This window comes from Leifsonia sp. EB34, assembly GCF_041260585.1.
GTDB lineage: Bacteria > Actinomycetota > Actinomycetes > Actinomycetales > Microbacteriaceae > Leifsonia.
In genome coordinates, this window is sequence record NZ_JBGCCV010000001.1 from 507613 (window position 1) to 527556 (window position 19944).

Consider the following 19944-nt stretch of genomic DNA (forward strand, 5'->3'; position numbering starts at 1 on the left):
CCGGAGGAGGTTCTTCGTGTTCGTCGTCACCGCAGACCAGGTCGACAGCCGCAGCCGGCCCGACATCGTCGCTCCCATGCTCGCCGAGCTGAACGAGCGCCACGGCGAGCGGCTCGCGCTGCCCGCCGACCGGAACGCCGGCGACGAGCTCCAGGCGCTCACCGCGGACCCGGCCACCGCCCTCGACATCGTCCTCACGCTCGCGCGCGGCGACGCCTGGAGCGTGGGCCTCGGCATCGGGGACGTGCGCTCGCCCCTCCCCGAGGCGACGCGCGAAGCCAGCGGCGACGCGTTCGTCGCCGCCCGCTCCGCAGTCACCCGGGCCAAGCGCACGCCGCTGCGCTTCGCCGCGGAGGCGCTCGTGGCGCCGGAGGCCGCCGCCGACGTCGAGGCGCTCGTCGGCCTCCTCCTCACGCTGCGGGCGGCCCGCAGCGAGGCGGGCTGGGAGCTCTACGACCTCGTCGCCGCCGGGCTGACCCAGGCGGAGGCCGGCGCGCGGCTGGGCATCACCCCGCAGTCGGCGAACGACCGCGCCCGCGCCGCCGGCCTGCGCGCCGACCTGGCGGCGCAGCCCGCCCTGGTTAGGCTGTTGGGGACCGCCGACGCAGCCCAGCAGTCGGCCGGACGACCGGAGGACGGATGACCACCCTGCCCGTGCCGCAACTCCTGGCGAGCGTCCTGCCGATCGTGCTCTGGGCTCTCGCGCTGATCAGCGCCATCGCCGCCGTGTGCTGCATGATCGCCACGCTGCGCACGCCGCGCCGGCCGCTGGTCTACACCGCGGTGGGGCTGCTCGGGCTCGCGTTCCTCCTCGTCGCAGTACCCCCGCACGGCGCACCCCTGGTCTTCCGCGTGCTCATCGGCGTCGTGGCACTCGCGCTCAGCGTCGTCGGCGGCGGACCGGCGGCGCAGCTCACCCTCGCACTGGCGACGCGGAGCACCTCGGTGCCGGGCGTCCACGGCGGCATCGTCGTCCACGACCGGGTCAGCGGGATCGAGGAGACGCGCGAAGTGCTGCGCGGCGGGATGACCATCGGCTATCTGGAGCGCTTCGCGACGACCGGCTCGATCATGGCGGGCTTCCCTGAGGCGCTCGGCGTGCTGATCGCGATCAAGGGCGTCGGCCGGTTCACCGAGCTGGAGGCTCCGGAGGCGCGCGAGCGCTTCATCATCGGCACGCTGGTCAGCCTCATCTGGGCCTGCGTCTGCGCCGGGCTGTTCCGCTTCGCCGTCGCCTGACCGCCGCTCGACCCACCGCTCGACGCGCCCCTCGACCGTGCTCAGTCGTGGGATTTGGGGTGGCGCTTGTAGGGACTGACGGTGGGGTCGCCGGGGATCCAGTACCGCCACGGGAAGGTCAGGCCGCCGCCGGCGCCGGAGACCCCGGTGCGCGGGCCGGTCTCGTACGACGGCTGCACGCTCGGCAGCTCCAGGTCGAACGGGGGCGCGAACAGGTCGGAGCCGTTCTCGGACAGCAGGATGCCCGCCGCCACCACGAGCCGAGCCGGGCCGCGCGCCAGGTCGCGTGCCGGCACGATCCTGCCGCCCGGGCCGCCGCGCCGGTGCGCCGCCAGGTCGGCGCCCTCCACGACCTCCCCCGCCCGCAGCAGCACCGCCGACGACACCCCCTCGGGCGAGCACACCACATTCGCGCAGACGTGCATCCCGTAGGTGAAGTACGTGTACAGGTGGCCGGGCGGGCCGTACATCACCGCGTTGCGCTTCGTGCGGCCGCGGAAGGAGTGCGAGCCGGGGTCGACGCCGTCCCCGACGTAGGCCTCCACCTCGCTGATCCGGACGCCGACGACGCCCTCCTCGGTCTCGTGCCGCAGCACCGCGCCGAGCAGTCTCGGGGCGACCTCCAGCGCCGACGCGGTGAACACGTCGCGTCCGGGCCGGTAGAGGGTCACGCGGCCCGGCTCAGAAGATCCGGCCGCCGGCGGCGACGGTCACGATCAGGCCGATGACGATCACCGCGACCGCCACGACGACGATGAGCGGGATGAGCCAGCCCGGGCGCTTGCCGGCCATCAGCCCAGGTCCCGCCGGGTCGCGACCAGGGCGCGGGTGAGCGCGCGGACGCGCTCGGTCAGCGACGCGAGCTGGTCGGCGACGCGGTCGGGCGCTGTGCCGCCGGCCCCGGTGCGGCTCGCGACCGAACCCTCCACGGTCAGCACGGAGCGCACCTCGGGCGTGAGCAGCGGCGAGACCGCGGCGAGCTGCTCGTCGGTCAGGTCGCTCAGCTCCAGGCCGTTGTCCTCGGCGAACTTCACCAGGCTGCCGGTGATCTCGTGCGCGTTCCGGAACGGCACGTGCTGCTTCACCAGCCACTCGGCGACGTCCGTCGCGAGCGAGAAGCCCTGCGGGGCCAGCTCCGCCATCCGCTCGGTGTGGAAGCGGAGCGTCGCGACCATCCCGGCGAACGCGGGGAGCACGACCTCCAGCGTCTGCACCGAGTCGAAGACGGGCTCCTTGTCCTCCTGGAGGTCGCGGTTGTACGCCAGCGGGAGGCCCTTGAGCGTGGTCATCAGGCCCGTCAGGTTGCCGATGAGGCGACCGGCCTTGCCGCGGGCGAGCTCGGCGATGTCGGGGTTCTTCTTCTGCGGCATGATCGACGAGCCCGTCGAGTAGGCGTCGTCCAGGGTCACGAAGCCGAACTCGCGCGTGTTCCAGAGGATGATCTCCTCGGCGAAGCGGGAGACGTCCACGCCGATCTGGGCCGCGACGAAGGCGAACTCGGCCACCACGTCCCGCGCCGCGGTGCCGTCGATGGAGTTCTCCGAGCTGATCGCGAAGCCGAGCTCCCGGGCGACCAGTAACGGGTCGAGCCCGAGCGTGGACCCGGCGAGCGCGCCGGAACCGTAGGGCGAGACGTTGGCACGCCGGTCCCAGTCCGCCAGCCGCTCCAGGTCGCGCACCAGCGGCCAGCAGTGCGCGAGCAGGTGGTGGGCGAGCAGGACGGGCTGGGCGTGCTGCAGGTGGGTGCGGCCGGGCATGATCGCGGTGGGATGCGCGTCCGCCTGGGCGGCGATCGCGTCGATGAGCGCGATCAGGCGCTCCGCGATGATGCCGGCGTGGTCGCGCAGATAGAGGCGCACCAGCGTGGCGATCTGGTCGTTGCGGCTGCGGCCGGCGCGCAGCTTGCCGCCGAGCTCGGCGCCCGCCCGCTCGATCAGGCCGCGCTCCAGGGCGCCGTGCACGTCCTCGTCGCTCTCGGCAGCGACGAAGGAGCCGGAGATCACGTCGGTCTCGAGGACGTCCAGGGCGCCGATCATCCCCGCGAGCTCCACGTCGTCGAGGTAGCCCGCCGCCGCGAGCGCGTGCGCGTGCGCCCGGGAGCCGGCGATGTCGTACGACGCCAGCGCCCAGTCGAAGTGGGTCGACTTGCTCAGCGCGGCCAGCTCGGGCGAGGGTCCGCCCGCGAAGCGCGCGCCCCAGAGCTTGCCCTCGTCGGTCTTGCCGACGCCGTCCGTAGTGTCCGCGGTCATGCGGCGCTCTCCTCTTCGTTCTTGGCCAGCAGCCAGGCCAGCAGCGCCTTCTGGGCGTGCAGGCGGTTCTCCGCCTCGTCCCAGATCACGGACTGCGGGCCGTCGATCACCTCGGCCGTCACCTCCAGCCCGCGGTAGGCGGGCAGGCAGTGCAGGAACACCGCGTCGTCCGCCGCGAGCCCCATCAGCTCGGCGTTCACCGTGTAGTCGCCGAAGACGGCGACGCGCTCGGCCTTCTCGTCCTCCTTGCCCATCGACACCCAGGTGTCGGTGATGACGACGTCGGCGCCGGCCGCGGCCTCCCGGGCGTCGGTGAAGACGGCGACCGAGCCGCCGGTGCGCTCGGCGATGGCGGCCGCGTCGGCGAGCACGGCGGCGTCGGGCGCGTAGACCGCGGGAGCCGCGACGCGCACGTGCATGCCGGCGGTGGCGCCGCCGAGCAGGTAGGAGTGCGACATGTTGCTGGCGCCGTCGCCGAAGAACGCGAGCGTCAGCCCCTCGGTGCGGCCCTTGTGCTCGCGGACGGTCTGCAGGTCGGCCAGGATCTGGCAGGGGTGGAACTCGTCCGACAGCGCGTTGATCACGGGGACGGTCGTGCCCTCCGCGAGCTCCTCCAGCCCGGTCTGCGCGAACGTGCGCCAGACGATCGCGGCGACCATGCGCTCCAGCACCCGCGCGGTGTCGGCCAGCGACTCCTTGCCGCCGAGCTGGCTGTCGCCGCTCTGGATGATCAGCGGGCTGCCGCCGAGGTCCGCGATCCCGACGGCGAACGAGACCCGCGTGCGGGTCGACGTCTTGTCGAAGATGACGGCGACGGTCTGCGGGCCGGCGAGCGGCTTCGCGGAGAAGCGGTCGGCCTTCAGGCGCGCGGCCAGGTCGAGCACCTCGGCCTGCTCGGCCGGGCTCAGGTCGTCGTCGCGGAGGAAGTGACGGGTCATCGGGACTCCTTGCTGGAGGTCGGTCGGGAGGTCAGGAGGCGTGCACGTCGGCCAGCGCGCGGCCGAACCGCTCGCGGAACTCCGCGAGCTCGGCGTCGCCGACGATCAGCGGCGGCGCGAGCCGGATGCTGGACTCGTTCGGCGCGTTGATGATGAGCCCGTTGGCGAGCGCCGCGTCGGAGAGCCGGTGCGCCTCGCCGTCGGTGAGGCCGACGCCGATGAGGAGGCCGGCGCCGCGGATGTCGCCGATCAGCGGCGAGTCGTAGGAGCGCAGGATGGCGCGCAGCTCCTCGCCGCGGCGGGCGGCGTTGCCGACCAGGTCGGCGCGCTCGATCTCGCCGATCACCGCGTTGCCCGCGGCGGTCGCCAGCGGGTTGCCGCCGAAGGTCGAGCCGTGCTGCCCCTGCGAGAAGAGCTCCGACGCCGTGCCGAACGTGATCAGTGCGCCGATCGGCACACCGCCGGCCATGCCCTTGGCGACGGTGATGGCGTCCGGGAGGATGCCGGCGTGCTGGTACGCGAACCAGCGCCCGGTCCGGCCGATCCCGGTCTGGATCTCGTCGATGATCAGCAGCGCGCCGTGCTGCTCGGTGAGCTCCCGCGCGCGCTGGAGGAAGCCCTCCGGGAGGTCGAGAACGCCCGCCTCCCCCTTGATCGGCTCCACGAAGAGCGCAGCCACGCGGTCGTCGATCGCGGCCTCCAGCGCGTGGATGGTCGAGTCGATGTGCTCGACGCCGCCGGGCAGGGGCTCGAACGCCTCGCGCATCGGCGGCTTGCCGGTCAGCGCGAGCGAGCCCATCGTGCGGCCGTGGAAGGCGTTGTGGAGGGCGAGCACGCGCGTGCGCCGGCCGTGCGGTCCCCGGTTGAGTCGCGCCAGCTTGAACGCCGCCTCGTTGGCCTCCGCCCCCGAGTTGCCGAACAGGATGCGCCCGTGCTCGCCGGCGCCCGTGATCGCTCGCAGCCGCTCCGCGAGCTCGAGCTGCGGCGCCGTGGAGAAGTAGTTGGAGACGTGCGCCAGCGTCGCCACCTGGCTGCTCACCGCCTCCACCAGCGCCGGATGCGCGTGGCCCAGGGAGTTGACCGCGATGCCGGCGAGGAAGTCGAGGTACTCGCGGCCGTCGACGTCCCAGACCCGGCAGCCCTCGCCGCGGGCGAGCATGAGCTTGGGGGTCGCCAGCGTGCGCATCATGGCGTCGCCGAAGCGCGGCTTCCAGCGCCCCTGAGTGTTCGCGTCTCCGCTGTGTGCGCTCATGCGGGCACCACCTCCGTACCGATTCCGGACTGTGTGAAGACCTCGAGCAGGATCGAGTGCGCCACCCGCCCGTCGATGATCGCGGCCTTCGGGACGCCGCCGTCCACCGCGTCCAGGCAGGCCGACATCTTGGGGATCATGCCGGACTCCAGGGCCGGCAATAGCTCGCGCAGCTCGGGCGCGGCGATCTTGGACAGCAGGGATTCGCGGTTCGGCCAGTCGCTGTAGAGCCCGGCGACATCGGTCAGGATGACGAGCTTGGCGGCGCCGAGCGCGACGGCGAGCGCGGCCGCCGCGGCGTCGGCGTTGACGTTGAGCGCCTGGCCCGGGTCGTCGATGTCCGGCGCGATCGAGGAGACCACCGGGATGCGGCCGGCGTCGAGCTGGGCGAGGACGCCCTCCGGGTTCACGCCGACGACGTCGCCGACCAGGCCGAGGTCCACCTCGTCGCCGTCCACCACGACACCGCGCTTGCGGCCCTGGAAGAGTCCGGCGTCCTCCCCGGAGAGACCGGCGGCGAGCGGGCCGTGCTTGTTGATGTTGCTCACGATGTCGCGGTTGATCTGACCGGTCAGCACCATGCGCACGACGTCCATCGCCTCCGGGGTCGTCACCCGGTAGCCGCCGCGGAACTCGCTCTCGATGCCGAGCCGGTCGAGCATCGCGGAGATCTGCGGGCCGCCGCCGTGCACGACCACGGGGCGGAGGCCGGCGTAGCGCAGGTAGACGATGTCCTCGGCGAAGGTGCGCTGGAGGTCGTCGTCCACCATCGCGTTGCCGCCGAACTTCACCACGATGATGCGGTCGTGGAAGGTCTTCAGCCAGGGCAGCGACTCGATGAGGGTCGCGGCCTTGTCGGCGGCGGCGGCGCGGTCGGCGGCCTCCGCGGTTTCGTCGTCGGTGTCGGGCTGCGTCGTCATCTCGGGCTGTGTCGTCATCTCGGTAGGGGTCGTCATCTCAGCTCGAGTAGGCACTGTTCTCGTGGACGTAGTCGTGGGTCAGGTCGTTGGTGAGGATGGCCGCCGTCTCGTCGCCCGCGTGCAGGTCGATGAGCACGTGCACCGCGCGCGGGGTCAGGTCGACCAGCTCGCGCGGCTGGTCCGGCTCCCCCGCCGTGCACACCTGCACGCCGTTGATCGCGACGTCGATCCCGTAGGGGTCGAACGCGGCGTCGGTGGTCCCGACCGCGGCGAGCACCCGGCCCCAGTTGGGGTCGTTGCCGAAGATGGCCGCCTTGAACAGGTTGGAGCGGGACACCGCCCGGCCGACCGTCACGGCGTCGTCCTCCGTGCGGGCGTTCACGACCTCGATCGTGATGTCGTGGGAGGCGCCCTCGGCGTCCTCCTGGAGTTGCTTCGCCAGGCTGCGGCACACCTCGGTGAGCGCGAGCGTGAATTCCGCCGGGTCGGGTGCGACGCCGCTGGCGCCGGAGCCCAGCAGCGCGACCGTGTCGTTGGTGGACATGCAGCCGTCCGAGTCGAGCCGGTCGAAGGTGACCCGGGTCGCGGAGCGCAGCGCGGTGTCGAGCTGCGTGGAGTCGAGCAGGGCGTCCGTGGTGATGACCACGAGCATCGTCGCCAGGCCCGGCGCGAGCATCCCCGCGCCCTTGGCCATGCCGCCGACCGCCCAGCCGGCCGGCGAGACCTGCTCGGCCTGCTTGGGCCGGGTGTCGGTCGTCATGATCGCCTCGGCCGCGCCGAGCCCGGAGTCGCCCGCGAGCGCGGTGGCCGCCTGCGCGACGCCCGCGGTCAGCTTCTCGACGTCGAGCTGGTCGCCGATCAGGCCGGTGGAGCAGACCAGCACGTCGCCGGCCGAGACGCCGAGCGCCGAGCCCACGGCCTCCGCCGTCGCGTGCGTGGTCTGGAAGCCCTGCGAGCCCGTGTAGCAGTTGGCGCCGCCGGAGTTGAGGACGATGGCGGAGACCACACCGTCGGCGATGACCTGCTCGCTCCAGAGCACCGGGTTCGCCTTGCAGCGGTTGGTGGTGAAGACCGCCGCGGCCGCCGTGAGCGGTCCGCGGTTCTGCACGAGCGCGAGGTCGCGCTTGCCGCTCGACTTGAGGCCGGCGACGACGCCGGCGGCGGAGAATCCCTTGGCGGTGGTGACGCTCATGGCGCGACTCCGTTCACACTGAGGCCGGCGGTCTCGGGGAGCCCGAGAGCGATGTTGGCGGACTGGATCGCCGCGCCGGCGGTTCCCTTGTACAGATTGTCGATGGCGACCACGGTCACGACCCGGCCAGCCGCCTCATCGAGGGCGACCCCGATCAGCACGGTGTTCGACCCCAGCACGTCCGCGGTGCGCGGCACGGTTCCCGCGGGGAGGACGTGCACGAACGGCTCGTCGGCGTAGGCGGCCTCCCAGACCTCCTGCACCCGCGCGGCGGTCACCCCCGGCTTCACCCGGGCGGTGGAGGTCGCCAGGATGCCCCGCGACATCGGCACGAGCACCGGGGTGAACGATACGGTCGGCTTCGTCGCGCCGGCCTTCCGCAGGTTCTGCTGGATCTCCGGGATGTGCCGGTGCGTCCCTCCGACCGCGTACGGGTTGGCGGAGCCGAGGATCTCGCTGGCCAGATACATCGTCTTGAGCGACTTCCCCGCGCCGGACGGCCCGACGGCGAGGACGCTGACGATGTCCTCCTCCTCGATCACGCCGGCGTGGATGCCGGGCGCGAGCGCGAGCGAGACGGCACTCGCGTTGCAGCCGGGCGCGGCGATGCGGGTCGCCCCGGCAAGGTTCGCACGCTGCTTGGCGCCGTCCGCCCCGACGAGGAGCTCCGGGACGCCGTACGCCCAGGAGCCGTAGTACTCGCCGCCGTAGAACGCCGCCCAGTCGGCCGGGTCCTCCAGCCGGTGATCGGCGCCCGCGTCGACCACGAGCGTGTCGGCCGCGAGGTGCGCGGCGACCTCGCCCGAGCGGCCGTGCGGCAGCGCGAGGAAGACCACATCGTGGCCGGCGAGGTCCTCCGCCGTGCTCTCGGAGAGGGTGAGGTGGGCGAGGGAGCGCAGGTGCGGCTGGTGCGCGGCGAGCGGGTGACCGGCGTTGTTGTGCGCGGTCACGGTGCGGATCTCGAAATCGGGATGATCGGCGAGGATGCGCAGCAGCTCGCCACCCGCGTACCCGGAGGCACCGGCGACGGCAACCGAGAAAGTCATGCTTGTTCCTTGATGAGGTGGACGACAGGGGGCCGGGATCCGGCGACGCCCCTGTCCGACCGCGAAGGGTCGCCCGAGCGCCGCCTAGATTCGGCGGTCGCGCAGGCGTCGGCGCGTGGAGGGGGCACCGACGGTAAGCATGTAGACCACCCTAGCGCCCTGGCCGGGTCGGTCGCCAAATCGCCCTCGTCACAGAAGGCCCGAATCCCGTGGAAACAGGAGAACCGCTGCGATCCAGGGGATGCGCAGCGGTTCTGCGTGGTCGGGCGGCGGACGACTACTCGCGGATGTGCGCCCCGAACAGCTCCTCCGCGCGCGCCGCCCCCGCGAGCTTCGCCTCGCTGGCCTCCGCCGCCGTGAGGGTCCGGTCGTCCGCGCGGAAGCGCAGGGCGAAGGTGAGGCTCTTGTGACCGGCCGGGAGTCCCGCGCCGCGGTAGTCGTCGACCAGGCGGATGTCCTCCAGGAGCGCGCCAGCGCCCTCCCGCACCGCGGCCAGCAGTTCGCCGGCCGGGACCTCGTCGCGCACGACCAGGGAGAGGTCCTGCGTGGCCGCCGGGAAACCGGCGATCACGCCCGCGACGATGTCGGCGGGCGCCACCGCGATGAGCGCGTCCAGGTCGAGCTCGTAGACGGCCACGACGCGCGGCAGGTCGAGGTGTTCCGCGAGCGCGGGCAGCAGCTCGCCGGCGTAGCCCACCGGGACCCGCGTGCCGTCTGCGGCGTGCGCGACCAGCTCCGCGGTGCGTCCCGGGTGGAGGGCCTGGTGCCGACCCTGCACCGGCTCGACGCGGACGCCGACGGCGGTCGCGGTCTGCTGCACGGCGGTCAGCGCGTCGGCCACGCCGGCGGCGACCGGGGCCTGGCCCGGCTGCTTGTCCACGACGTTGCCGACGATCAGGCCGGCGAGGTGGCGCGGCTGCGCGGGGATGCCCGCGTTCAGTCCGGCGAGCACGTCGTCGCCCGGGAGGGCCGCGCCGAGGGGCAGCTCCGGGCTGCCGAGCACGTCGCCGCCGGGCAGGAACACCGTCCCGAGCTCGTAGATCCGCAGGTCGACCAGGCCGCGCGCCAGGTTGCGCTTGGCCACGTCGATCAGGCCGGGGAGCAGCGAGGTGCGCAGGTACGGGGCGGTCGCGTCGAGCGCGTTCGCCAGGCGCACCGCGGGCACGCCGCCGGCCTCGGGTGAGCCGAACAGGTCGTTCTGGGCTTCCGAGACGAATGGGAAGGCGAGCACCTCGGTCGCGCCGTTGTCGGCGAGCATCTGGGCGACGGCGCGGCGCAGCTTCTGCGCGCGCGACAGGCCGCGGCCGGGAGGCGCCACGGGCAGCACCGACGGGATGCGGTCGAACCCGACGATGCGGGCGACCTCCTCGGCCAGGTCGGACTTGTCGCGCAGGTCGGGACGCCAGCTCGGCGGCACGACCAGCAGCGCGTCGCCGTCGCTCGTCACGGTCCCGCCGATCTCCGCGAGCGCGCCGCGGACCTCGTCGTCGGTGAAGTCCACGCCGATCAGGTTCGGGATGTACGCGTTCGGCAGGCGGATGGGCTCGGCCTCACCCGCGTCGTCGAGCAGGGAGCCGAGCTCGTCCGCGTGGCCGCCGGCGAGTTGCTCCAGCAGCTGTACGACGCGCGCGGCCGCGGCGACCGCGACGCGTGGGTCGACGCCGCGCTCGAAGCGCTTGGAGGCCTCGCTCGGCAGCTTGTGCCGGCGGGCGGTGCGGGCGATCGACACCGGGTCGAAGTTGGCGGCCTCCACGAGCACGTTGCTCGTGCCGCGGCCGATCTCGGTCGACGCGCCGCCCATGACGCCGGCCAGGCCGATCGCGCCGGACTCGTCGGTGATGAGGAGGTCCTCCTCGTGCAGCGCGCGCGTCTGGTCGTCCAGGGTCACCAGCGTCTCGCCCGGGTGCGCCCGGCGAACGGTGATGCCGCCGGAGAGGTTGTCGAGGTCGTAGCCATGGATCGGCTGGCCGAGCTCGAGCATCACGTAGTTGGTGATGTCCACGATGAGCGAGATGGAGCGGATGCCGGCGAGCTTGAGCCGCGCGACCATCCACGGCGGGGTCGGCCGGCTGCCGTCGACGTCGCGGACCACGCGGGTCACGAACACCGTCGCGCCGACGCGCCCGCGGATCGGGGCGCGGTCGTCGATCGTCACGCTGAAGCCGTGCGCGTGGGCGCCGGTGGAGTGCACGCGGACCGCCTCGGCCGGGTCGCGGAAGGCCGCGCCGGTGGCGTGCGAGTACTCGCGGGCGATGCCGCGGATCGAGAAGGCGTAGCCGCGGTCGGGGGTGACGTTGACCTCCACCGCGGTGTCGTCGAGGCCGAGCAGCGAGATCGCGTCGGTGCCGACCTCCGGGTCGAGCCCGAGCGTCGACAGCCGCAGGATGCCCTCGTGGTCGTCGCCGAGGCCGAGCTCGCGCGCGGAGGCGATCATGCCGTCCGAGACGTGGCCGTAGGTCTTGCGCGCGGCGATCGGGAACGGTCCGGGCAGGACCGAGCCGGGCAGCGTCACCACGACCTTGTCGCCGAGCAGGAAGTTGCGGGCGCCGCAGACGATGCCGCGCACGTCCTCGCCGCCGTCAGCCGCCTTGCTCTGCTGTCCGTCCTTGGCCTCGGGCGCGACGCGTACCTGGCACCAGCGGATGGTCTTGCCGTTGCTCTGCGGCTCCTCCACGAACTCAAGCACCTGGCCGACGACGACCGGGCCGCTGATCTCGAAGGTGTGGACGTCCTCCTCCTCGAGCCCGACGGACACGAGGGCGGCGTGGACCTCCTCGGCCGTCGTGCCGGGCTCCAGGTCGACGTACTCGCCGAGCCAACTCAGGGGGACGCGCATCAGACCACCATTCCGAACTGCTGGGAGAACCGGACATCGCCCTCGGCCATGTCGCGCATGTCTTTCACGTCGTTGCGGAACATCAGCGCCCGCTCGACGCCCATCCCGAACGCGAACCCGGAGTAAACCTCCGGGTCGATGCCCGCGGAGCGCAGCACGTTCGGGTTCACCATGCCGCAGCCGCCCCACTCGATCCAGCGCGCGCCGCCCTTGAAGGTCGGGTGCCACAGGTCGAGCTCGGCGCTCGGCTCGGTGAACGGGAAGTAGTTGGGACGCAGGCGAACACGCGCGCCCTCGCCGAACAGCGTCTTGGCGAAGTGGTCGAGCGTGCCGCGCAGGTGCGCCATCGTCAGGCCCTTGTCGACGGCGATGCCCTCGGTCTGGGTGAAGACCGGGAGGTGCGTCGCGTCGAACTCGTCGGTGCGGAACACCCGGCCGGGCGCGATCCGGTAGACCGGCAGGTCGTTGCCGAGGAGGGCGCGCAGCTGCACGGGCGAGGTGTGGGTGCGCAGCACGAGGTGGGCGTTCGTCGGCTCGACGAAAAAGGTGTCCTGCATCGCTCGCGCGGGGTGATCGGCGTCGAAGTTGAGCGCGTCGAAGTTGTACCACTCGCTCTCCAGCTCCGGGCCCTCCGCGACCTCCCAGCCCATGCCGACGAAGATGTCGGCGATGCGCTCCTGCAGGAGGCTGAGCGGGTGCCGGGCGCCGGGGGTCCAGCGGATCGGGACGGCGGTGACGTCCACGGCCTCTGCGGCGAGCCGGGCGGCGTCCTCCTCGGCCGCGATCGCAGCCTCCTTCGCCGTGAACGCCTGGTTCACGCGGGCGCGGGCGCCACCGACGAGCTTGCCGGCCGCAGCCTTCTGGTCACCGGGGAGCGAGCGGATGGCGGCGTTCAGCCGCGCGAGCGGGGAGTGCTCCGCGGTGTGGTCGTGGCGGACGGCTTTCAGCGCGTCCGAGGTGCCGGCGGCGTCGATCGCGGCGAGCGCCGCGGAGACGGCCGCCTCGACGGTCGCCTCGGTGATTTCTGTGGTTTCAGACACGGTTCCCCAGTTTAGTCGGTGCAAGTGGACGGCTCTGCGGCCGAGTCGTGAGGCTCTGCGGCGGGGCCGGGCGCTACTGGGCCGAGTACACCAGGTACGCGGCCTCCCAGAGCCGGTCGGGGGCCGGGACGGTCGACCCAGCGAGCAGCAGGGTGAGCTGTTCGATCAGCGTGTGCCAGCCCGCCGCGAAGTCGGGCGCCGAGCGCAGCCGCCCGGCGCCGAAGGTGTCCTCTACTCCGTCTTGCTCGAGCGACAGCAGCGTGCCGTCGCCGGTCTCCGTCAGGCGGATGCTCACCGCCGCCTCGCCCCAGGTGAAGCGGAGGTGCGCGCCCTCCTCGAGCTCGAGCACCTCCAGGACCTGGACCGCGCCCGCCACGTTCTCGTCGCCGAGCCGCATCACGTCACCGAGCCGCAGCCGGCGCTCGCGCGCGGGATCGTCCGGCCACTCCAGGACCGGCCAGAGCCAGCGGCCCACGCGATCGGGCAGCGTGAGGGCGTCCCACACCTCGGCCACGGGAGCGTCGAGGAGGCGCCGCAGCGACACCGCCGAGCGTCCAGCCTCCCGCGTCGTCGTGCCCGCGACGAGGGCGGCCTCCTCGCGGCGGTACTCCTCCAGCGCCGCGTCGAAGGCGGCCGGGTCGGCGGCCCCGCCGAGGTAGCCGTCGTGCTCCTGCGGCGACGCCTCCGCACCGAGCTCGCGGGCCAGGTGGGTGAGGACGTCCTGCCAGCCTGCGCCGTACACGGACGCGGTGACGGCCTGGATGCGGCGGTGCGTCAGGGTGAGCAGGACGTGCGCCTCCCCCGCGCGCTCGATGGTGGCCTCCAACTCGGTCGGCGCCTCGATCTGGTCGCCGTCGCGATACCGCCAGGACACCAGGAGGCGCCGCTCCGGCTCGCAGGCCAGCACGCGCCCGCCGACCATCGCGTCGGAGCCGGGACCGCCCATCGCCAGCCGGAAGCCGTTGGAGGTCTGCTCGTACCGCCCGATCCAGCGGGCCAGCCGCTCAGGCTCGGTGAGTGCGGCCCACACCTCCGCCACGGTCGCGGGGTACTCCCGCGAAACGGTCACCGAGCGCCGGGGGCCGTCGAGGGCGAGCTCTCCCCAGAGGGTCATGAGGCGGCCTTTCCGGTGTGCGGGTGGGTCGTTCGCTGCTGGGGAGGGCGGGCCCTCCGGCCACGCGCCAGCTCGGTGCCGAGCGCGTCCAGGCGCTGCTGGAGAACCTCGGTCGCAGGCTCCCTCGGCGCCGGGGTCGCGGCATCGCTGCGCGCTGCCCTGAGCTCCACCGCGCAGAATGCCGCAAGCCCGTCGAACCAGGCCGCCGCCTCCTCCAGCCCGGCCGGCTCCAGCGCGTAGACGCGACGCTGCCCGTCGACCCGGGAGGCCACCACTCCGGACTCCCGCAGCACCCGCAGGTGCCGGGAGGCCGCCGGCTGGGTGATCCCGAACTCGTCGGCGGCGAGCGTCGCGAGTTCGCCGGCCGTGCGCTCACCGCGCGCGAGCAGCTCCACGAAGCGCCGCCGCACGGGGTCGCCCACCGCCTCCAGACCGTCCATGCGGGCAATCTATCAAGCCTGCGTTATATAACGCAAGGTTTATCGATCACTCCGAGCGCTGCGCGAACGCCGACTCGTACAGGCAGACCGAGGCCGCGGTCGCGAGGTTCATCGACTCGGCACGGCCGTAGATCGGCACCGTGACGACCCGGTCCACCAGCCCGAGCAGGTCGTCGGCGAGGCCGTGGGCCTCGTTGCCGAACACCCACGCGGTCGGCCGGGCGAGCTGACCCTCCTGGCGCGCGGCGAGGAGGTCCTCGCCCTTGATATCGGCGGCGAGCACCCGCAGCCCCGCGCTGTGCGCGCGGCCGATGACGTCGGCGAGGTCGGCGCCCACCGCCACCGGGACATGGAAGAGCGAGCCTGTCGTGGAGCGCACGACCTTGGGGTTGTAGAGGTCGACGGTGCGACCGGTGAGCACCACCGCGTCCGCACCGGCGGAGTCGGCCGCGCGGATGATCGTGCCGGCGTTGCCGGGGTCGCGCACCTCCTCCAGGATCGCCACCAGTCGCGGCTCGTCGGCGAAGATGTCGCGGACCGAGGTCGGGAACTGCCGGCACACGGCGACGAAACCCTGCGGGGTGACGGTGTCGGCCATCGTGTCGAGCACGTGCTCAGTGACGAACTCGACGTCGACGCCGGCCTCCACCGCGGTCTGCGCGATGTCCTGGTAGCGCTCCAGCGCGGTCGGCGTCGCGTACAGCTCGACGACCAGCTCCGGCCGGTAGGTGAGCGCCTCGGAGACCGCCTGCGGCCCCTCCAGCAGGAAGAGCCCGGTCTCGGCGCGGGCGGGACGCTTCGCCAGCTTCGCAACGGCGCGGACGCGCGGGGAGCGCGGGTTGTCAAGCATGCGCTCAGCTTATCGGCGCGGCCTCCCGCATCCGTACTGCCGCCCCCGGCCCGGTCGATCCGTAACTCCGGAGATCACGCCTCCCGCGACCCGTTCTCCGGAGTTCCGGTCAGCGGAGCGGCGTGTTGGCCGGGCTCTCCGGATTTGCGGGCAATTCCGGAGGTTGCGGCCGACACGCCGCCGGGATGTCCGTAACTCCGGACATCCGGGCCGAGACGGACGCGGCCTCCGGAGTTACGGAGGCCGGACACGCGGAACGGCCCGGTCAGGTGACCGGGCCGTTCGGGTGGTGCGGGGTGCTGCTTACGCGGCCTTCGGGGCCGAGGTGTCGGCCGGGAGGGCCTTCTTCGCGGTCTCGACGAGGGCCGCGAAGGTCGCGGGCTCGTTCACGGCCAGCTCGGCGAGGATGCGGCGGTCGACCTCGACGCCCGCCAGGCCCAGGCCCTGGATCAGGCGGTTGTAGGTGAGGCCGTTCGCGCGGCTCGCGGCGTTGATCCGCTGGATCCAGAGGCGGCGGAAGTCGCCCTTCTTCTGGCGGCGGTCGCGGTACGAGTAGACGAGCGAGTGGGTGACCTGCTCCTTCGCCTTGCGGTAGAGGCGCGACCGCTGACCGCGGTAGCCCTCGGCGCGCTCGAGGATGACCCGACGCTTCTTGTGGGCGTTGACAGCCCTCTTCACTCTTGCCATTAGTCGATTTTCCTTACGTGCGTGTCGGGGAGGAGGTTTACTTGCCGAGCATCCGGCGGATGACCTTGGCGTCAACCTCGGGAACGACCTGCTCCTGGTTGAGGCGACGCTTGCGGTCGCTGGACTTGACCTCCAGGTTGTGGCGCATACCGGCCTGCTGCTTCATGACCTTGCCGGTGCCGGTGATCTTGAAGCGCTTCTTGGCGCCGGAGTGGGACTTCTGCTTGGGCATTACTTCTCCTCGTTCGTCGCCTGGGCGGGCGAACTCTCTTCGGACTGAGCAGCGTCGGCTGTCTCAGCAACCGCCTCCTGGTCGCGCCCCTGGGCGCGCGCCTTGGAAGCGGCACGTACTGCGTTGGCCTCGGCCTTGGCCTCGGACTTGTTCTTGAGCGGGCTGATGATCATCACCATGTTGCGACCGTCGATGGTCGGGTTCGACTCGACCTGGCCGAACTCGGCGACGTCCTCCGCGAAGCGCTGCAGCAGGCGGACGCCCTGCTCCGGACGCGACTGCTCGCGCCCGCGGAACAGGATCATGGCCTTCACCTTGTCGCCGGCCTTCAGGAAGCCTTCGGCGCGCTTGCGCTTGGTCTCGTAGTCGTGCTTGTCGATCTTGAGGCGGAACCGCACCTCTTTGAGGATGGTGTTCGCCTGGTTGCGCCGGGCCTCCTTGGCCTTCTGCGCAGCCTCGTACTTGAACTTGCCGTAGTCCATGATCTTCGCGACCGGCGGCTTGGAATTGGGCGCGACCTCGACCAGGTCGAGATCCGCCTCCTGCGCGAGTCGGATGGCGACCTCGATCTTGACGACGCCGACCTGCTCTCCGCTGGGGCCGACGAGTCGAACTTCGGGGACGCGGATACGGTCATTCGTACGGGGTTCGCTGATGTCAGTCTCCTCTGATGAGCGATGCTTCGAGTGCTCGGGCCGTCTGTCGACGGTTCGGAGAAAGCGGGGATTCCACGCACCAGCGCAGCCCCACGAAAAATCTCGTGGGGCTGGTGCAGCACCCTGTCTACCGCCGTGCTGACGCACGTCGGCGGAGTGCAACGACCCGGTAACCTGTAAAGCGGTCAAGCGCGGGTGGGAGGAATCTCCACTTTCGTCCCGAGGCAGATGCCCCGGAGCCCGAACGATTCTAACAGAGGAAAGCAGTGAGCGACACATCCCCCATTTCCGACGGTCACAACCATGAGGAGGAGGCGATCGCCGGCGCCACGCGCGACATCGCCGAGGTGCCCGCGGTCGAGGTCATCACGACCACCGCCGTGCACCTGATGAGCGCCGCCGCGGTCAAGACCGGGCTGGCGGACGACCCGGAGCACCAGACCGATCTGGACGAGGCGCGCAAGCTGATCGACGCGCTCGCGGGCCTGGTGACGGCGAGCGCCGCGCACCTCGGCGACCAGCACGCGCGCAGCCTGCGCGACGGCCTCCGCTCGCTGCAGCTCGCCTTCCGCGAGGCGTCGCCGTTCCCGGACGAGATCGGCAAGGGGCCGGGCGAGAAGTACACCGGGCCCGTCAACTGATCGACGCCGTCTCGGGAGTCCTCCGTTAGCTGCCGGAGGCCGGCGTGTCGAGCGGCGACTCCTCCGTTGCCGCCGCCCGGGCGCGGTGGCCGGTGTGGCCGAGGGATGCGACCGCGATCGTGATCGCGGCCGAGAGCAGGACGCCGAGCGACACGTGCACGAGCAGCGCGAGCGCGCCTGCCGCCGCCCCCGCCGTGATGAGCAGCACGGCGAGCGCGCGGCGCACCCAGAGCGAGCCGTTCCCGCCGGCGAGCCGGCTGTCGGCGGCGAGGCCGGTCAGCGTGGAGGTCACGACCACGGTGGTGACGTCGGCGACCTTCACGCGGCGGGCGAGCGCGGCCTGCATCCCCATCGCGAATCCCAGCGCGGAGGTGGCGACCGTGCCCACCAGCTCCGGGTCGAGGTGCAGCGCGAAGGCCAGCAGCACCGCGATCGCGGTCAGCAGGCCGGCGATCACCCAGAGCGTCGCCGTCACCCGGCCCGACCAGCCGTCGTCCCGGCGCACGAGCCGGCTGCCGACCACGGCGCCCGCGAGGAACGCGCCGAGCGCCAGCAGCGGCCGGAGGATCGGGAGGTTGGTGGTCCCGGTCAGCGCCATCCCGAGCAGCACGACGTTGCCGGTCATGTTGCCGGTGAAGACCCGGTCGAGGCCGAGGTAGCCGGTGGCGTCGACGACACCGGTCGAGAACGTGAGGGCGAGCATGAGGGCCAGGTGCAGCCGATCGGCGTCGGCGCGGCCCAGGCGATGAGTGACGGACACGGAGGTCCACCCTATTCGAGAGGGCGGCGCCGGCGGCGGTGCAGACTGGGGACCATGACGTTCACCCCTCCCCCCGCCGTCACCTCCCGTCCCACCCTCACCGGCACGTTCGGGATGTCGGCCTCCACGCACTGGCTGGCGACGGCGAGCGCGCAGGCCGTGCTGGAGCGCGGCGGCAACGCGTTCGACGCCGCGGTCGCCGGTGCTTTCGTGCTGCACGTGGTGGAGCCGCACCTGAACGGCCCGGGCGGCGACCTGGTGGCGCTGTTCGCCACGGCGGAGGACCCGACGCCGGTGGTGCTGGCCGGGCAGGGGCCCGCTCCCGCGGGGGCGACCAGGGAGCACTACCTGGCCGAGGGGCTGGAGCTCGTCCCCGGAGCCGGCGCCCTCGCCGCGGCTGTGCCCGGTGCGGTCGACGCCTGGCTGCTCCTGCTGAAGGACCACGGCACGTGGGAGCTCGCCGACCTCCTCTCCTTCGCCATCGGGTACGCGGAGGACGGCCATCCCGTGCTGGAGCGGGTGTGCGCGACGATCCGCACCGTCTCCGGCCTGTTCGCCGAGCACTGGCCCAGCTCGGCCGAGCACTGGATGCCGGGCGGCCGCGTCCCGGAGCCCGGCGAGCTGATCCGCAACCCGGCGTACGCGCGCGTCCTGCGCGACCTGATAGCGGCGGGCGACGGTGCGCCGACCCGCGAGGACCGGGTGGAGGCCGCCCGCACCGAGTGGGCTACCGGCCGGGTCGCGCGGGAGGCGTCCGCGTTCGCGCGCATCCCGCACCGCCACTCCCCCGGCACCGATCACGCGGGGGTGATCGCGGAGTCCGACTTCGCCGCCTTCCGCGCGGCGTACGAGCAGGCGACGACGCTGGAGTTCCGCGGGCACACCATCGCGAAGACCGGCGCGTGGGGCCAGGGGCCGGCGCTGCTGGAGACGCTGGCCATCCTCGACGGCTTCGACGACGAGCGCCTCGACCCGTCGACGGAGCTCGGCGCGCACACCATCCTGGAGGCGCAGAAGCTCGCCTACGCCGACCGCGACGCCTACTTCGGCGACGCGCGCGTCCCGGTGGACGAGCTGCTGGCACCCGAGTACATCGCCGCGCGCGGGGCGCTGATCGGCGAGCGGGCGTCGGCCGAGTTCCGTCCGGGCCGGGTGGCGGGCGCCGAGCCGTTCCTCCCGCCGCTGCGGACCGCGTACGAACCGCCGCTGGCGGAGGCCATCGCCGGCGTCGGCGAGCCGACCGTCGCGCGCGACGGGACCACCCGCGGCGACACGTGTCACATCGACGTCGTGGACCGCTGGGGCAACATCGTCTCAGCCACGCCCTCCGGCGGCTGGCTGCAGTCGTCGCCGACCATCCCGGCCCTCGGCTTCTGCCTCGGCACCCGCCTGCAGATGACGTGGCTGGAAGAGGGCTCGGCCTCGACCCTGCAGCCCGGCAAGCGCCCGCGGACGACACTCACCCCCACGCTCGTGCTGCGCGACGGCGTCCCGGTGACCGCGCTCGGCTCGCCCGGCGGCGACCAGCAGGACCAGTGGCAGCTCCTCTACCTGCTGCGCACCCTCGTCGGCGGCTACACGCCCCAGCAGGCGATCGACGCGCCCGCGCTACACACCACGTCGCTCGCGGAGTCGTTCTGGCCGCGTACCTGGGTGCCGGCGGGGGCGGTGGTGGAGTCCCGGCTCGGCGAGGAGGTCATCGCGGGACTGGAAGCGCGCGGACACGTGGTGACGCGGGCCGGCGGGTGGACGCTCGGGCGGCTGTCGTCGGTGGGGCGGGATCCGGAGACCGGGGTGCTGAACGCGGCGGCGAACCCGCGAGGGATGCAGGGGTACGCGGCGGGGCGGTAGC

Annotated in this window: 20 protein-coding genes; 4 read left to right on the forward strand and 16 right to left on the reverse strand. The window is 72.6% G+C overall.

The annotated features are described in order from the left end of the window. The first annotated feature begins 16 nt into the window (after positions 1-16). Positions 17-643 (forward strand): DNA-binding protein, encoded by a 627-nt coding sequence (locus ABIA36_RS02465; RefSeq protein ID WP_369960687.1) that lies wholly within the window; start codon positions 17-19, stop codon positions 641-643. Beyond that, positions 640-1239 (forward strand): hypothetical protein, encoded by a 600-nt coding sequence (locus ABIA36_RS02470; RefSeq protein ID WP_369960688.1) that lies wholly within the window; start codon positions 640-642, stop codon positions 1237-1239. The genes ABIA36_RS02465 and ABIA36_RS02470 overlap by 4 nt, the downstream gene beginning before the upstream one ends. A gap of 41 nt (positions 1240-1280) precedes the next feature. On the opposite strand, the gene ABIA36_RS02475 is transcribed toward ABIA36_RS02470, so the two are convergent. The 15 genes from ABIA36_RS02475 to infC all read right to left on the reverse strand — a co-directional run bounded on the left by ABIA36_RS02475 (position 1281) and on the right by infC (position 16691). Beyond that, complete coding sequence (locus tag ABIA36_RS02475) at positions 1281-1910, reverse strand: DNA-3-methyladenine glycosylase (RefSeq protein WP_369960689.1); 630 nt, start codon at positions 1908-1910, stop codon at positions 1281-1283. 120 nt (positions 1911-2030) lie between these two features. Continuing rightward, positions 2031-3488, reverse strand: a complete 1458-nt coding sequence (gene argH, locus ABIA36_RS02480) for an argininosuccinate lyase (protein ID WP_369960690.1) — start codon at positions 3486-3488, stop codon at positions 2031-2033. Next, complete coding sequence (gene argF, locus ABIA36_RS02485) at positions 3485-4426, reverse strand: ornithine carbamoyltransferase (RefSeq protein WP_369960691.1); 942 nt, start codon at positions 4424-4426, stop codon at positions 3485-3487. Before argF ends, argH begins: the two co-directional genes overlap by 4 nt. Positions 4427-4457: 31 nt before the next feature. Next, positions 4458-5678, reverse strand: coding sequence for an acetylornithine transaminase (locus ABIA36_RS02490; RefSeq protein ID WP_369960692.1), 1221 nt, complete (start codon positions 5676-5678; stop codon positions 4458-4460). After that, entirely contained in the window at positions 5675-6598 is a 924-nt protein-coding gene (gene argB / locus ABIA36_RS02495; RefSeq protein ID WP_369962060.1) for an acetylglutamate kinase, read from the reverse strand. The genes ABIA36_RS02490 and argB overlap by 4 nt, the downstream gene beginning before the upstream one ends. 37 nt (positions 6599-6635) lie before the next feature. Then, the gene (gene argJ, locus ABIA36_RS02500) at positions 6636-7790 is read right to left on the reverse strand and encodes a bifunctional glutamate N-acetyltransferase/amino-acid acetyltransferase ArgJ (RefSeq protein ID WP_369960693.1); all 1155 of its coding nucleotides are present in this window, start codon (positions 7788-7790) and stop codon (positions 6636-6638) included. Continuing rightward, positions 7787-8836, reverse strand: coding sequence for an N-acetyl-gamma-glutamyl-phosphate reductase (gene argC, locus ABIA36_RS02505; protein ID WP_369960694.1), 1050 nt, complete (start codon positions 8834-8836; stop codon positions 7787-7789). Before argC ends, argJ begins: the two co-directional genes overlap by 4 nt. A gap of 277 nt (positions 8837-9113) precedes the next feature. Next, a complete protein-coding gene (gene pheT / locus ABIA36_RS02510) occupies positions 9114-11672 on the reverse strand; it encodes a phenylalanine--tRNA ligase subunit beta (protein ID WP_369960695.1) in 2559 nt (852 codons plus the stop codon). Next, complete coding sequence (gene pheS, locus ABIA36_RS02515) at positions 11672-12712, reverse strand: phenylalanine--tRNA ligase subunit alpha (protein WP_369960696.1); 1041 nt, start codon at positions 12710-12712, stop codon at positions 11672-11674. Before pheS ends, pheT begins: the two co-directional genes overlap by 1 nt. Before the next feature lie 73 nt (positions 12713-12785). Further along, complete coding sequence (locus tag ABIA36_RS02520) at positions 12786-13826, reverse strand: SRPBCC domain-containing protein (protein ID WP_369960697.1); 1041 nt, start codon at positions 13824-13826, stop codon at positions 12786-12788. Then, complete coding sequence (locus tag ABIA36_RS02525) at positions 13823-14266, reverse strand: ArsR/SmtB family transcription factor (RefSeq protein ID WP_369960698.1); 444 nt, start codon at positions 14264-14266, stop codon at positions 13823-13825. Before ABIA36_RS02525 ends, ABIA36_RS02520 begins: the two co-directional genes overlap by 4 nt. Before the next feature lie 46 nt (positions 14267-14312). Then, positions 14313-15116, reverse strand: a complete 804-nt coding sequence (locus ABIA36_RS02530; RefSeq protein WP_369960699.1) for a TrmH family RNA methyltransferase — start codon at positions 15114-15116, stop codon at positions 14313-14315. A gap of 303 nt (positions 15117-15419) precedes the next feature. Beyond that, positions 15420-15803 (reverse strand): 50S ribosomal protein L20, encoded by a 384-nt coding sequence (gene rplT, locus ABIA36_RS02535; protein WP_369960700.1) that lies wholly within the window; start codon positions 15801-15803, stop codon positions 15420-15422. A gap of 37 nt (positions 15804-15840) precedes the next feature. After that, complete coding sequence (rpmI, locus tag ABIA36_RS02540) at positions 15841-16035, reverse strand: 50S ribosomal protein L35 (protein ID WP_369960701.1); 195 nt, start codon at positions 16033-16035, stop codon at positions 15841-15843. After that, positions 16035-16691 carry a translation initiation factor IF-3 gene (gene infC / locus ABIA36_RS02545; RefSeq protein ID WP_369962061.1) on the reverse strand — a complete coding sequence of 219 codons (657 nt, stop codon included), beginning with the start codon at positions 16689-16691 and terminating at the stop codon, positions 16035-16037. The genes rpmI and infC overlap by 1 nt, the downstream gene beginning before the upstream one ends. 266 nt (positions 16692-16957) lie before the next feature. Between infC and ABIA36_RS02550 the strand changes: the two genes are divergently transcribed. Next, complete coding sequence (locus ABIA36_RS02550; RefSeq protein WP_369960702.1) at positions 16958-17332, forward strand: DUF1844 domain-containing protein; 375 nt, start codon at positions 16958-16960, stop codon at positions 17330-17332. 25 nt (positions 17333-17357) lie between these two features. Here ABIA36_RS02550 and ABIA36_RS02555 read toward each other — a convergent pair whose 3' ends face one another. Beyond that, positions 17358-18092 carry a YoaK family protein gene (locus ABIA36_RS02555; RefSeq protein ID WP_369960703.1) on the reverse strand — a complete coding sequence of 245 codons (735 nt, stop codon included), beginning with the start codon at positions 18090-18092 and terminating at the stop codon, positions 17358-17360. Between the two features lie 54 nt (positions 18093-18146). Between ABIA36_RS02555 and ABIA36_RS02560 the strand changes: the two genes are divergently transcribed. Further along, positions 18147-19943, forward strand: coding sequence for a gamma-glutamyltransferase family protein (locus tag ABIA36_RS02560; RefSeq protein ID WP_369960704.1), 1797 nt, complete (start codon positions 18147-18149; stop codon positions 19941-19943). The last annotated feature ends 1 nt before the right edge of the window (position 19944 follow it).